Raw genomic sequence first — 13,223 nt, forward strand, 5'->3', positions numbered from 1 at the left:
CCGAGCAGCGCGGCGCCGATACCGATCAGCATGTGCAGCCAGATCGGCATGTTCTGGCGACCCGGAACGACCAGGCGGCCCAGAGCGCCGACGATGAGACCAACAACGATGGCGGTGATGATGCCCCAAACGGTGAACTCCACGGTCGCCCTCCTTCTCAAGATGTGTCACACGATGCCGTGTGGTTTTTGTCGTGACCGCTAAAGTTCCCGACCCGCCGAAATTCCAAACCGACTCCGGTGACGGACCTCGCGGCAGGCCGCAGAACAGGAGGTATGCCACTCCGCGCGGCCCGGCGATCGGCGTCGTCGTCCGCGGACGCCGCCTTTTCCGCATCGAGTGCGGTCATCGGGACCGGGCCGGTCGCGCACGCGGAAAAGGGCACCCGACCGAGGTCGGGTGCCCTTTTCAGCAGCTGGGGTGTCAGTACCGGGAAACGCTCCGGCGATGACCCACGCCGGCCACCAGGGCAACGGCGATGGCGGCCACCACGACCTGGACCAGCAGCTCCATCCAGTCGATACCGGCGGTCTCGGTCGCGATGCCCAGTGCCCGGGCGATTACCGTGCCGAGCAGCGCGGCGCCGATACCGATCAGCATGTGCAGCCAGATCGGCATGTTCTGGCGACCCGGAACGACCAGGCGGCCCAGAGCGCCGACGATGAGACCAACAACGATGGCGGTGATGATGCCCCACACGGTGAGCTCCACGGTCGCCCTCCTTCTGAAGAAGTTTTCACACGGTCTGTGTGGTTCCTGTCGTGACCGGTAATTGCCCGACCGGCCGAAAATCCAAACCGACTCAATGGCCTCGAGGTCGCGGAACGTCGATGTCCGGGCCACGCGTCGGTTCGGGCACGGCATGATCCCGCAGGTGGCGGCGGGTGCCGGCCGGTCCGGCAACGGGCGTCCCGGCCGGGAAATTCATCGACGGTACGACCGCGGAAGGCCGGCGCCCCGCGCGGAGGACCCGGGTGCGGGTCACTCCGGCGGGGCGCCGGCGGTGCTGTCGGGCAGAAAGCGGGGCTATTTCTTGCCGGCGGCCTTGCCATCGCCGGAGTCGGAGGAGAGGGCGGCGATGAAGGCCTCCTGCGGGACCTCCACCCGGCCCACCATCTTCATCCGCTTCTTACCTTCCTTCTGCTTCTCCAGCAGCTTGCGCTTCCGGCTGATGTCACCGCCGTAGCACTTGGCGAGCACGTCCTTACGGATCGCCCGGATGGTCTCCCGGGCGATCACCCGGCTGCCGATGGCGGCCTGGATCGGCACCTCGAACTGCTGGCGCGGGATCAGGTTGCGCAGCTTCGCGGCGATGGTGACCCCGTAGTTGTACGCCTTGTCCTTGTGCACGATGGCGCTGAACGCGTCCACCGGCTCGCCGTGCAGGAGGATGTCCACCTTGGCCAGTTCGGACGCCTGCTCGCCGGACGGCTCGTAGTCGAGCGAGGCGTAGCCCTTGGTCCGGCTCTTGAGCTGGTCGAAGAAATCGAAGATGATCTCCGCGAGGGGCAGCGTGTAGCGCAGCTCCACCCGGTCCGCGGACAGGTAGTCCATGCCGAGCAGGCTGCCCCGCCGGCCCTGGCACAGTTCCATCACCGCGCCCACGTAGTCGTTCGGGGTGAGCACGGTGGCGCGCACGACCGGCTCGTACACCTCGGCGATCCTGCCGGTGGGGTACTCACTCGGGTTGGTCACGACGATCTCCTCACCGTCATCCGTGAGGGCCCGGTAGACCACGTTCGGCGCGGTGGAGATCAGCTCGAGGTTGTACTCCCGCTCCAGCCGCTCCCGGATGATCTCCATGTGCAGCAGGCCGAGGAAGCCGCAGCGGAAGCCGAAGCCGAGCGCGCCAGAGGTCTCCGGCTCGTAGTCGAGCGCGGCGTCGTTGAGCTTGAGCTTGTCCAGCGCCTCGCGCAGGTTCGGGTAGTCGGACCCGTCGATCGGGTAGAGGCCGGAGTAGACCATCGGCTTCGGGTCCTTGTAGCCGCCGAGCGCCTGGGTCGCCGGACGGGTGTTGATGGTGACGGTGTCACCGACCCGGGACTGGCGGACGTCCTTCACGCCGGTGATCAGGTATCCCACCTCGCCGACCCCGAGCGCGTCGGCCTTCACCATCTCCGGCGAGATGACGCCGATCTCCAGCAGCTCGTGCACGGCGCCGGTGGACATCATCTTGATCCGCTCGCGGGCGCTGATCCGCCCGTCGATCACCCGGACGTAGGTGACCACGCCGCGGTAGACGTCGTACACCGAGTCGAAGATCATCGCCCGGGCGGGCGCCTCTGCGTCGCCGACCGGCGGCCGGAACTGCCGGACGATCTCGTCCAGCAGGTACGGCACGCCCTCGCCGGTCTTACCGGAGACCCTGATGCAGTCCGCGGGGTCGCCGCCGATCAGGTGGGCCAGCTCCTCGGCGTACTTCTCCGGCTGGGCGGCCGGCAGATCGATCTTGTTGAGCACCGGGATGATGCGCAGGTCGTTCTCGAGCGCGAGATAGAGATTCGCCAGCGTCTGCGCCTCGATGCCCTGCGCGGCGTCCACCAGCAGCACCGCGCCCTCGCAGGCGGCCAGCGACCGGGACACCTCGTAGGTGAAGTCGACGTGGCCGGGGGTGTCGATCATGTTGAGCACGGCCTGCTCACCGACCCGGTCGCCCTCCCGGATCGTCCACGGCATCCGGACGGCCTGGCTCTTGATGGTGATGCCGCGCTCGCGCTCGATGTCCATCCGGTCGAGGTACTGGGCACGCATCTGCCGGGGGTCGACCACGCCGGTGAGCTGCAGCATCCGGTCGGCCAGCGTCGACTTCCCGTGGTCGATGTGGGCGATGATGCCGAAGTTCCTGATGCGCGCCGGGTCGGTGGCACCAGGAGCGTTCGTGCCGGAATCGAGCGTCGGTGGCACAGCTGTCCGTTCTGGTCGGCTGACGTGAGCGGGCCGGCGCGCCGCCGGCCCCCTCTATGCTCCCACGTCGCCCCGGACGCGGTCCGATCACTCCTGGGTGCCGCCGGACCCTGGGCCGGTCACTCCTCCGGCGGCTCGACGAAGAGGGCGGCGAGCCGGGGCAGGCGGCGACGGGCCTCCTCCTCGTCGTCGAAGTCCCAGAAGTCGTTGAGGTCGGGCACCGGCACCGGGTCGCGGTCCGCCGGCAGTTCGGTCGCGGTCGCCTTCCGGTACGCGTCCCAGGGCACCACGAGCATGTCCCCGCACTCGAACTCCTCGCCGCTGAGCGCGGCGGACCGGACCCGGGGCAGCTCGGCGAGGGAGTCGGGCTCGACGACTGCCCTGGCGAACACCGCGCGACCCTGGGTCATCAACCAGCCGCGGAAGTTCTCGAAGCCGTCGTCGGAGGCGCCCCCGTTGATCAGATAGGCCGCACCCCACAGGTCCACCCGGTAGGACGCCGCGAGCACCCGCTGCTGGTGGTGGGCGTACCCGACGATGTCCTCCGGGTCCCGCTCGGCCAGCAGGGCGACCGCGCGGGCGGCGACGGCGTCGGGCTCTCCCCCGCCGCCTTCCCGGGCCCGGTCGATCAGCTGCCAGAAGTCGTCGGTCCGCATGGCCCGCAGTCTGGCAGAGCCGACCGACACCCGACGGCCGGCACGGCCGGACGGGCGCCGGTCGGGCAGCATGGGCGGGTGCCCGCGATCTCGTTGCCACCGGTGCCGTACGACGCGACCGCCGTCCGCCCGGACTGGACCGCGCTGCCGGCCGGCCTGCGGGACGCGGTGGCGGCCCGGCTCGGCGGTCCGCCGGTCGCGGTCCGGGTGGCCGGCGCCGGCTTCACCCGGGGCTTCGCCGCGGTGCTGGAGACCGCCGACGGCGCGCGGGCCTTCCTCAAGGCGGCCTCGCTGACCGAACAGCCGCACCTGGTCGACTGGTACGCCCACGAGGCCGCCGTCCTCGCCCGGCTCCCCGCCGGCCTGCCGGTCCCCCGGCCACGGTGGGCGCTGGCCGAGGCCGGCTGGTACGCGCTCTGCCTCGACGCCATCGACGGATCCCCGCCCCGGCTGCCCTGGAAGCCGGGCGAGCTGGCCGCCACGCTCGCCGCGTACGCCGAGGTTGCGGCCGCCCTCGCCGACCCGCCCGCGGAGCTGGTCGGGCTCGGGCTGCCCCGCCTCGCCGACCTGGCCCGCGACGACATCCTGTGGTGGGGCGAGGTGGCCGCCGGCCGGGAGCCGGCGCCGGAGCTGCCGCCGCGGGCCCGGGCGCGGCTGCCGGAGCTGGTCGCCCTCGAGTCCCGCCTCCCGGCGTACGCGGACACCGCGCCCGCCGGGTCGGACCGCCCGACCACCGGGTTGATCCACTGCGACCTGCGGGTCGACAACGTGCTGATCGACCCCGCCGGCCGGGCCTGGATCTGCGACTGGAACTGGCTCTGTCACGGGCCGGCCTGGTTCGACCTGGCCGGCCTGCTGATCACCGCGTACGCCAGCGGTCTGGACGCGGACCAGGCCTTCGCCACCCACCCGGCGGCGGCCGGCGCGCCGCCCGACGCGCTCGACGTGACCCTGGCCGCGCTGTCCGGGTACCTCCTCACCAGCGCGGCCGCCGGGCCGACTTCGGCGTCGCCGCACATCCGCGCCCACCAGCGGTGGAGCGGAGACCAGGCGCTCGGCTGGCTGGCTGCCCGACGGAGCTGGGGCTGAGCCGTTTTGGCTCGTCCCGGCCGACCTGGTAACCTGGCTATTCGCGCAGCGATGGCGCCTGCTCGTCGCGCGTGGAAGCAGACCCAACCGAGCTATCAAGACGAGGCTGTCGCGTGGCGAACATCAAGTCCCAGATCAAGCGCAACCGGCAGAACGAGAAGCGCCGGCTGCGTAACAAGTCGGTCAAGTCGTCGCTGAAGACCGCCATCCGCAAGTTCAACGAGGCTGCGGAGGCCGGCGACGCCGAGAAGGCCGCCGTTCTCATGCGTGACGCCACCCGCAAGCTGGACAAGGCCGCCAGCAAGGGTGTCATCCACGCCAACCAGGCGGCGAACCGGAAGTCGGCGATCGCCCAGCGCGTCGCCTCGGTCTCGGCCTGATCGAGCGACCTCAGACCTGACCGGAAGCCCCGGGCATCGCCCCTGGGCTTCCGGTTTTCTGCGTTCCCCGTGTTCCCCTGACCGCCGTGGACACCGGCGGTCGTCTGCGTTCCCGGACGCGCCGCAGGCGGAGGCCGGCCCGCCGCCGCACACCCGCACCGGGCCGGTCGGTTCCTACCGCCACGGGTCGGGTCGGACCGGGTCCGACCACGACGTGCTCTCGTCGTACCGGACGACCTGGTCGCCGGGGCGGGCGGCGCGCAGCGCCGGGTCGGAGGCGAGGACCACACCGGGGAGCGCGCGCGGGGCGGACGGCACCCGGGCTCGACCGACCACCGGCTCCATCTGCCGACGGAACCGGTCCCGTTCCTGCTCCGGCACCAGCGCCGCGGTGCGGACCGCCACCTCGGCGACCATGTCGTTGAGCTTCACCATCGCCGCGACCGCGACCGGCAGCACCAGCACCGCCCACCAGCTGACCAGCTCGGCGAGGGCGAGCAGCACGGCGAGCGCGACCGAGCCCTCGAAGAAGAGGAAGCACAGCACCCCGCCCGGGTTGACGAAGCGCAGCCCGAGGAGCCGGGCGTAGAGCGGCCGGTACCGCTCGTGGTCGGTGGGGACCATCGCCCACCCCGCACGGGGGGATCCGGTCACCGGGCGCCGCCCTGCCGGGCGGCGACGACCGAGAACACCGCCCGCTCCAGCGCGTACGCCCGGTCGTCGGCGCCGCCCTTGACGGCCGCGTTGCACTCGGCGGCCGCACGCATTGCCAGCACCAGGCCCTCCGGCGTCCAGCCTCGCCCCTGCCGCTGCGCCCGCTCGATCTTCCAGGCCGGCAAGCCGAGGCTGCTGGCCAGCTGGTACGGGCTGCCCCGCCCGGCGGAGGCCACCCGGGCCACCGTGCGTACCCCGTCGGCGAGCGCGTCGGCGATCGGCACCGGGTCGACGCCGACGTGCAGCGCCCAGCGCAGCGCCTCCAGCGCGGCGGGGACGTCACCGACCATGGTCGCGTCGGCGACGGTGAAGCCGGTCACCTCGACCCGGCCGCGGTAGTAGCGGGACACCGTGTCGGCCCCGATCCGGCCGTCGGTGTCGGCGATGAGCTGCGAGCAGGCGGCGGCCAGTTCCCGCAGGTCGTTGCCGACGGCCGCGATCAGCGCCTCGGCGGCGTCGTCGGTGCACCGGCCGCCGCCCCGGCGGATCTCGTCCCGGACGAAGGCGACCCGGTCCCGGTGCCCCTTCAGCTTGGCCGCCGGCACCATGGTCGCGCCGGCCGCGCGCAGCCCGTCGGCGAAGGCCTTCCCCTTCGCGCCGCCGAGGTGCAGCACGACGAGCTGCACCTCCGGGTCGGGGTTCTTCGCGTACGCCAGCAGCGCGGCGACCAGGTCCTTCCGGGCGTCCTGGCCGGCGTGGAGCACGAGCACCCGCCGACCGCCGAAGAGCGAGGGGCTGAGCATCTCGGCGATCTCCCCCACCGCCACGGCGCCGGCCTGGTACTCCCGGACGTCCACGTCGGGGTCGACGGCGCGCGCCGTCGCGACGGCTTCGCTGACCGCGCGCGTGGCGAGCAGCTCCTCGTCGCCGAGGACGAGCAGAATGGGGGGCAGGCTGGCGGGGGTCACGCCGCCCATATTCGCACGGCCCTCGACCGGATCGTGCCTGGTCATCGGCGACTGTGACGGCACAGCCCGCACTCAGCGCAAATCCCGACATTCGAGTCGATCCACCTGCTAACGCAACAAGCTGTCTCGATTGGTCGGCCACTCCGTCGGGTCGTCGCTGCGAGCCGGCCCCGGAGCCGGCCCGTGGCAAGCGAAAGGCGCAGACCCCGGCTGCTGCCCGGACTGCGCCACCGACGCGGCGGAAGCCGCCTGGACCCGACTCATGGAGGCTTCCCGATGACCATCTACCGGACCGATAAGCGCGTGCGGTACGCCCCCTCCCTGGCCGTCTGGATCGTGGACACGCAGGAGAGCCACACGGTGGGCGCGGATCAACTCCTGGCCGCCATGACGGTCTACGCCACCGAGTCCGGGGACATGCCGGACGGGTGCACCTGCGCGCCGGAGTCCTTCAGCGTCTCCCCCATGACCGGGGTGACCGCCAGCACGGCGCGAGTCCACCGGCTCGGCCAGCGGGGTGGGATCGCCATGTACGGACACGGCACCGTGCCGGAGTACGGCGTGGCACCGGAGCAGGGCAACGCGCACCAGTGCCCGCACGCGAGCGGGGACGGAGAGCGGCGCGCCAAAGCGCTGGCGCGCGCCGGCCAGTGGGATGAGCTGTGGGACCTCACAGAGCCGTTCCCGGCCGCGTCGGGCACCCTCCATCCGGCCGCGCCGGGTAGCAAGGCTCCGGCCGCGTGGCAGGGTGAGCCGCTGTCCGTGTCCGGAGTCGGTGTGATCCCGGACCGGCACGTCCACCCGTCCATCCGGGCGGACCTGGCCAGGCTCGGCACGCTCGCGGCGGAGGCCACCCGGCTCGGTAGCGAGGCGCGCAAGGCGCAGGCCGCAGCGGCACAGGGACCCATGGAGGTCCGGCGGCACGCGACGGAGGCTGCCATGTCCGGCAAGCCGCTGGACGCGGCGGAGGTGGCCCGGATGGTCCGCGAGCGGCAGGAAGCGGCGGAAGCCGCGCAGTCGGTGGCGGACGGCACCCGGGACGCGGTGGACAAGGTGCGCCGCGAGGTGGCCGCCGGGATCGCGGAGCGCCGGGAGGAGTGGCTGACCTACCTCCAGGGCCAGGCCGCCGCCGGGCTGGCGCGCCTGGACCTCGTGGTGGCGGAGCTGGAGGCCGCGGTGGAGAACCTGGCCGAGATCGATCGGGTGCGGCAGACCGTGGAGCAGGCCAACTCCGGCCGCCTGTTCTCCGCCGGATCCATGATCGTCGGTAACGCCGTGGAGGCGGCCAGGCGGAGCCGGGAGCGCGCGGCCACGGCGCTGGCCGGGCTGGAGCGCCACGCGCCGAAGGCCAGCAAGACGAAGGCGTCTGCCTGAGCCACCTAACCGAACGGCCCGGACCCTGCGGAGGTCCGGGCTGTTTCAGCTCTCGTCCGGGTTCGCGCCCTGCGCCTGCCACGGCCGGTGCTCAGCGATCCACGCTTCCACGTCCTCCACGAGCCACACCGCTCCCCCAGCCAGCCGATCGAACGGCTCCGGGAAGTCGGGCCGGCTGGTGATCTGTACGACCCGAGCGCGGGACACCTGGAGGCGTTCCTGTAGCTCTGCGCTGCCGTACAGCCTGCGGACCATGGATCGACGCTATGCAACGCGAGACTGTCACATCTGACACCTGTCGGACTTGACACTGACGGGTATGGCAGGTCACGGTGGGGGGCGAAGGCGCTCCGGCTACGTGACTGGTCTCCGTGGCCGGGGTCCGCCGTTTCTACGGAGGGACCGACACGCCCATGGATGACGGACCGATCACGCCGGCACTCGTGCTCCGGACGGCCAAGCGGGTGATCACGGCCCACTCCGAGCCGGCCAACCCGCACCGTGCCACCGGCCACTGGGCGCAGTGTCGGGACAACGGGTGCGACATGCCGAGTTGGGCAATCGGGGTGGTCAAGGCGCACCGAGACTCCTCCGCCGCGCACTGACGGACGCGTCAGGGAACTGAACGCCAGCTCGAGGCGTCAGGGCTGCCGCCCCGGTCGGATGCCCCGGGCCACCACCGCCAGCCCGTGCCGGTCCCGGACCACCGCGACGTCCCCGTCGGTGTCGGTCCGCAGCACCCGGGCGCCGGCGCGGGTCAGCCGGGCCAGCAGACCCGGGTTGGGGTGCCCGTAGTCGTTCCCGGCACCCACCGACACCAGCGCGACGGAGGGCCGGACCGCGTTGAGGAACTCGGGGTCCTGGTACGCCGAGCCGTGGTGGGCGACCTTCAACACGTCGGCCCGGAAGGCACCGGACGGCAGCCCCTCCCGCAACGCCCGCTGCTCCTCGGTCTCGGCGTCCCCGAGCAGCAGGATCCGCACCCCGGCCACGGTGGCGGCGAGCACCAGGGAGTTGTTGTTCGGATCCGACCGGCTGCCCCGCACCGGGTAGGGCGGGCCCAGCGCGACCAGATCCACTCCCCCGGCCCGCCAGCTCCAGCCCACCGGCGCGGTACGCAGCCCCGCCGCACCGGCCAGTGCGGCGACGCGTACCTGGGACACCCCGAAGGCCGGCTCCGACCACTGCGGGGTCAGCACGGCCGCCACCCGGCGACCCCGGAACACCCCGGTGACCCCGCCGACGTGGTCGGCGTGGAAGTGGCTGACGACCAGCAGCGGCACCTCGCGTACGCCGAGCCGACGCAGGCAGCCGTCCACACCGGCCGGGTCGGGGCCGGCGTCGACGACCACCGCCCGACCGGCGGCGACCGGCAGCACCAGCGCGTCGCCCTGCCCCACCGCGCAGGCCACCACCACCCAGCCGGACGGAGGCCAACCACCGGCCAGCAGTCGGACGGGCAATGTGCCGAGCACCACCGCGACGGCGCACACCGCGACGAGCCGCCGGACCAGTGGCCGCCGGGTGGCGAGCAGCAGCGCCACGGTGAGCCCGGCCAGCAGCAGGGCGCCGGTCACCCCGCCGGGCCAGGGCAGCGTCCCGGCCGGCAGCCCCGCCCCGTGCCCGGCCACGGTCACCAGCCAACGGGCCGGCCAGCTCGCCAACCAGGCGACGAACTCGGCTCCGGCCGGCCAGACCGGCGAGACGATGGCGGCGGCGACGCCGAGCACGGTGGCCGGTGCGATGGCCGGCACCGCCAGCAGGTTGGCGGGGACGGCGACCAGGCTGACCGTCCCGGAGATGCCGGCGACGACCGGGCCGCAGGTGAGCTGCGCGGCCGCCGGCACCGCCAGTGCCTCGGCCAGCCCCGCCGGTACTCCCCGTCGACGCAGCGCGTCCCGCCAGCCGGGGGCGAGCAGCAGCAGCCCTGCGGTGGCGAGCACCGAGAGGGTGAAGCCGGCGTCGCCAGCCAGCTCCGGGTCGACCAGCACCAGCACGGTGACCGCGGCGCAGAGAGCGGGCAGCGCGGCCCGGGCCCGGCCGGCGGCGAGCGCGGCCAGGCCGATCGCCCCCATGGTGGCGGCCCGGACCACGCTCGGCGACGGTCGGACCAGGACGACGAAGCCGATCAGGGCCAGCCCGCACGCCACGGCTGCCGTCCGGGGACCGGCCCGGGCCCAGCGGGCCAGCAGCAGCACCGCGCCGACGACGATGGCGACGTTCGAGCCGGAGACCGCATTCAGGTGCGTCATGCCGGTGGCCCGGAAGTCCGCCTCGACGGCGGGCGTCAGCCGGCTGGTGTCCCCGACGACCAGCCCGGGCAGCAGACCGCCCGGCTCGTCGGGGAGGGGGTCGCAGGCGCGTTGCAGCCCGGTGCGGAGCGTGCCGGCCGCGCGCTGGAGCCACGGCGGCGGACCGTACGGCGTGGGCGGCCCGGCGACGGTGAGGACCGCGGCGGTCAGGCCGCCACCGCGCGGCGCGGTCAACCGCCCCTGCGCGCCCACCCGCTGCCCGGGCAGCAGCCCCCGCCAGGCCGGGTCGGTGGCCAGCACCAGGCCGCGGGCCGGTCCGGTCACCCGCCGGCCGTCCCGACCGGTGAGGCGCTCCAGGTCGGCCCGCACCAGCAGGGTGGCCGGACGGCCGGCGGCGCCCCGGCCGGGCCGCGGGTCGTCCCGCACGACCAGTTCCACGGTGACCAGGGCCCGCTCGTCCACCAGCGCCCGGATCGGGGCCGCGTCGCGGACCACCAGTCGGGCGGCGGTCGCGCTCGCACCGCAGACCACTCCGAGCAGCACGGCGACGACGACCCAGCCGTGCCGGCGGACCCGAACGGCCGGTCGCCCGAGGAGGCCGAGCAGGTGGGCGCCGAGGAGGGCGGCCAGGCCGGCGGCGACGGCGGCCAGCGCGACCGTCGCCGCCGCGGTGAGCTGCAACCCGGCCAGGGCGGCGAGCCAGGCGGCCACGGCCAGCCCCGCCAACCGCAGGTCCGGGACCGTCTCCGCCGTCCCGACGCCGACCGTCGGGTCCGGGGCGGCATTCCGGCGGGTGGTCACACCGTCACCAGGTCCTTGAGCTGCTCGTACCGGGCGTCACCGATGCCGTCGACCTGACGCAGGTCCGCCACCGACCGGAAGCCGCCGTGCTGCTCCCGGTGGGTGAGGATCCGCTGGGCGAGGACCGGTCCGACCCCGGGCAGGGCGTCGAGCTGGGCCAGGGTGGCGGTGTTGAGGTTGACCGGCCCACCGGGTGCCGTCCCGGCGGCGGCCGACCCCGCCGCACCGCCGGCCGCCGGTCCCGCCGCCCCAGCCTGCCCGGGCGGGGCGGCGACGCCGACCAGGACCAGTTCGCCGTCGGTGAGCCGGCGGGCCGGGTTGAGCAGGGCCACGTCGACGCCGGGCAGGGCGCCTCCGGCCGCCTCGACGGCGTCGGCGACCCGGGAACCCGCCGGCAGCCGCACCAGTCCGGGGCGGCGTACCTTGCCTGCGACCGCGACCACGAGTTGGCCGTTCGCCGCGCCGGACGAGCTGACGGGGGAGGGCTCCGGCGCGCCCGGCGCGGCGAGCGTCGACGCCGGCCGGACGGGCTCGGCGTGCGGCCGGGACCGCCAGGCCCAGAGTGCGGCACCGAGCACCACGACCAGGGCGACGGCGGCCAAGGCCCGCACTCCGCGTCGCCCGGGGTCGAACGCGCCAGGGCCGGGCAGGAGAAAGGACCGGCGCTCGGGTTCCTCGTCGGCCCCGTCGACGGCGGCGGACGAGGTGCGCCGCTCCGGGCCCGGGGACAGGATGAACTGATTCCCCACGGCGACCTGGGGCGGGGCGGACCGGCGCGGGCCGGCGTTCGACGGTCCGCGCAGTTCCGGCGGGGCTGAGCCCGGCGGCTCCTCCGATCCGATGGCCAGAACCGGTTCGGGGAATGGGTCCGGCAGGGGCCGTTCAACCCGGGTCGGGGGAAGCAGGTCGAACGTCGGCCAATCGGGATCGATCGCGGCCGCCGGATCGACCGGCCGAGGGCGGGGGTGAGCCGCCGGGTCGGGACCGATGGCGTGGTGGCCGGCGGGCATCGGCGAGCCCGGCGACGGGTCGAACAGGCGGGACAGCCGCTGCCGCACCCGGCTCTCCTGGTCATCGGACACGACGCGAGGCTAGGGCGGGCGGGCGGCGTAGCTCAGGCCCGCGCGCGGCCCCTGTGGACGAAGCCATCCCCTGTGGACAACGCCCTGATCATCCGGCGATGTGGTACCAAGCGGACGCGGGGCTCACCGGCCTTCCCGGTCGAGGCCGAGAGCCGCCCGGCCGCCGCCGGTCACCACGTAGGACCCGGTCAGCCCTCGGGCGACGCGTCCGGCCCGGGTCGGCGGTGAATCACCACGCAGGCCAGGCCAGGTCCGGCGTGCGCGGCGACCACCGCGCCGGCCTCGGAGACGTACGTGTCGTGGAGGTGGTTGCCGAGCCGGTCGGTCAGCGCCGCGAGCAGTTGTTCGGCGCGTTGCGGCGCGGCGAGGTGGTGCACGCCGAGGTCCACCTCGGCATCGCCGGCCGCCTCGACCGCCAGGTCCACCAGGCGGGCCACGCCCCGGCTGGCGGTGCGCACCTTGTCCTTGACCACGATCGCGCCGTGCGGCATGTGCATGATCGGCTTCACCGACAGGGCGGTGCCGAACAGCGCCTCGGCGGCGTTGATCCGGCCACCCCGGCGCAGGAATTCCAGGGTGTCGACGTAGAAGTAGATGGTGGTCCGGTCGACGGTGTCCAGCGCGGCCTGCCGTACGGCGGGAAGGTCGGCGCCGCCCTCGGCGGCCGCGGCGGCGGCGAGCACCGGGAAGCCGAGGCCCATCCCGGTGGAGCGGCTGTCGACCACCTCGACCCGGTCGCCGATCTCGGCGGCGGCCAGCCGGGCCGCCTCGACGGTGCCGGAGAGCTCGGCGGAGAGATGCACCGAAACGACTCCGTCGGCGCCCCCGGCGAGCAGCGAACGGTAGACCTGCGCGAACTGCTCCGGCGCGGGTCGGGAGGTGCTCACCGAGACCCGCCGGCCGCCCAGCACGCGGGTGGCGTCGGCCGGGAAGGTCTCCACCCCCTCCAGCCCTTCGGCCCCGTTGAGCACGACGGTCAGCGGGACGACGGTGAGCCGGTGCGCGCGCACCAGGTCGGGCGGGAGGTAGGCGGTGGAGTCGGTGACGACCGCGACGGACATGC

The 13,223-nt window shown here is 73.8% G+C and carries 14 protein-coding genes; 4 read left to right on the top strand and 10 right to left on the bottom strand.

Annotated features, from left to right (window positions below):
* From SLP03_RS21295 to SLP03_RS21310, 4 genes are all read right to left on the bottom strand, one after another.
* Positions 1–143: GlsB/YeaQ/YmgE family stress response membrane protein (locus SLP03_RS21295; RefSeq protein WP_413644634.1), on the bottom strand; the 143-nt coding region annotated here is incomplete at its 3' end.
* Positions 144–423: 280 nt separating this feature from the next.
* A complete protein-coding gene (locus tag SLP03_RS21300; protein ID WP_319462386.1) occupies positions 424–711 on the bottom strand; it encodes a GlsB/YeaQ/YmgE family stress response membrane protein in 288 nt (95 codons plus the stop codon).
* Positions 712–1,026: 315 nt separating this feature from the next.
* On the bottom strand, positions 1,027–2,904 hold the full coding sequence (gene lepA, locus SLP03_RS21305; RefSeq protein ID WP_319462387.1) for a translation elongation factor 4: 1,878 nt from the start codon (positions 2,902–2,904) through the stop codon (positions 1,027–1,029).
* Positions 2,905–3,023: 119 nt separating this feature from the next.
* The gene (locus SLP03_RS21310; protein ID WP_319462388.1) at positions 3,024–3,560 is read right to left on the bottom strand and encodes a DUF4240 domain-containing protein; all 537 of its coding nucleotides are present in this window, start codon (positions 3,558–3,560) and stop codon (positions 3,024–3,026) included.
* A gap of 78 nt (positions 3,561–3,638) precedes the next feature.
* On the opposite strand from SLP03_RS21310, the gene SLP03_RS21315 reads away from it, so the two are divergent.
* Positions 3,639–4,649: a phosphotransferase gene (locus SLP03_RS21315; protein WP_319462389.1), complete on the top strand. Its 1,011-nt coding sequence runs from the start codon at positions 3,639–3,641 to the stop codon at positions 4,647–4,649.
* Positions 4,650–4,762: 113 nt separating this feature from the next.
* A complete protein-coding gene (gene rpsT, locus SLP03_RS21320) occupies positions 4,763–5,029 on the top strand; it encodes a 30S ribosomal protein S20 (protein ID WP_319462390.1) in 267 nt (88 codons plus the stop codon).
* Positions 5,030–5,203: 174 nt separating this feature from the next.
* On the opposite strand, the gene SLP03_RS21325 is transcribed toward rpsT, so the two are convergent.
* The gene (locus SLP03_RS21325) at positions 5,204–5,683 is read right to left on the bottom strand and encodes a hypothetical protein (protein WP_319462391.1); all 480 of its coding nucleotides are present in this window, start codon (positions 5,681–5,683) and stop codon (positions 5,204–5,206) included.
* Complete coding sequence (holA, locus tag SLP03_RS21330) at positions 5,680–6,660, bottom strand: DNA polymerase III subunit delta (protein WP_319462429.1); 981 nt, start codon at positions 6,658–6,660, stop codon at positions 5,680–5,682. The genes SLP03_RS21325 and holA overlap by 4 nt, the downstream gene beginning before the upstream one ends.
* A 267-nt stretch (positions 6,661–6,927) precedes the next feature.
* Here holA and SLP03_RS21335 point away from each other — a divergent pair, with 267 nt between their 5' ends.
* Positions 6,928–8,025 carry a hypothetical protein gene (locus SLP03_RS21335; RefSeq protein WP_319462392.1) on the top strand — a complete coding sequence of 366 codons (1,098 nt, stop codon included), beginning with the start codon at positions 6,928–6,930 and terminating at the stop codon, positions 8,023–8,025.
* 45 nt (positions 8,026–8,070) lie between these two features.
* Here the strand turns inward: SLP03_RS21335 and SLP03_RS21340 are convergent, their stop codons facing one another.
* On the bottom strand, positions 8,071–8,280 hold the full coding sequence (locus SLP03_RS21340; RefSeq protein WP_130339089.1) for a helix-turn-helix transcriptional regulator: 210 nt from the start codon (positions 8,278–8,280) through the stop codon (positions 8,071–8,073).
* 158 nt (positions 8,281–8,438) lie between these two features.
* Between SLP03_RS21340 and SLP03_RS21345 the strand changes: the two genes are divergently transcribed.
* The gene (locus SLP03_RS21345; RefSeq protein ID WP_319462393.1) at positions 8,439–8,630 is read left to right on the top strand and encodes a hypothetical protein; all 192 of its coding nucleotides are present in this window, start codon (positions 8,439–8,441) and stop codon (positions 8,628–8,630) included.
* Between the two features lie 36 nt (positions 8,631–8,666).
* Here the strand turns inward: SLP03_RS21345 and SLP03_RS21350 are convergent, their stop codons facing one another.
* From SLP03_RS21350 to SLP03_RS21360, 3 genes are all read right to left on the bottom strand, one after another.
* Positions 8,667–11,078, bottom strand: a complete 2,412-nt coding sequence (locus SLP03_RS21350) for a ComEC/Rec2 family competence protein (RefSeq protein ID WP_413644623.1) — start codon at positions 11,076–11,078, stop codon at positions 8,667–8,669.
* Positions 11,075–11,920: a helix-hairpin-helix domain-containing protein gene (locus SLP03_RS21355; RefSeq protein WP_413644636.1), complete on the bottom strand. Its 846-nt coding sequence runs from the start codon at positions 11,918–11,920 to the stop codon at positions 11,075–11,077. Before SLP03_RS21355 ends, SLP03_RS21350 begins: the two co-directional genes overlap by 4 nt.
* 428 nt (positions 11,921–12,348) lie before the next feature.
* Positions 12,349–13,221 carry a DegV family protein gene (locus tag SLP03_RS21360; RefSeq protein ID WP_319462394.1) on the bottom strand — a complete coding sequence of 291 codons (873 nt, stop codon included), beginning with the start codon at positions 13,219–13,221 and terminating at the stop codon, positions 12,349–12,351.
* Positions 13,222–13,223: the final 2 nt, after the last annotated feature.

The organism is Micromonospora sp. RTP1Z1, assembly GCF_033804685.1.
GTDB lineage: Bacteria > Actinomycetota > Actinomycetes > Mycobacteriales > Micromonosporaceae > Micromonospora.

Excerpts from the sequence above, each read along its gene's own strand:
- SLP03_RS21310 (WP_319462388.1), bottom strand. The coding sequence starts at position 3,560 with ATGCGGACCGACGACTTCTGGCAGCTGATCGACCGGGCCCGGGAAGGC.
- holA (WP_319462429.1), bottom strand. The coding sequence starts at position 6,660 with ATGGGCGGCGTGACCCCCGCCAGCCTGCCCCCCATTCTGCTCGTCCTC.
- SLP03_RS21335 (WP_319462392.1), top strand. The coding sequence starts at position 6,928 with ATGACCATCTACCGGACCGATAAGCGCGTGCGGTACGCCCCCTCCCTG.
- SLP03_RS21340 (WP_130339089.1), bottom strand. The coding sequence starts at position 8,280 with ATGGTCCGCAGGCTGTACGGCAGCGCAGAGCTACAGGAACGCCTCCAG.
- SLP03_RS21345 (WP_319462393.1), top strand. The coding sequence starts at position 8,439 with ATGGATGACGGACCGATCACGCCGGCACTCGTGCTCCGGACGGCCAAG.
- SLP03_RS21360 (WP_319462394.1), bottom strand. The coding sequence starts at position 13,221 with ATGTCCGTCGCGGTCGTCACCGACTCCACCGCCTACCTCCCGCCCGAC.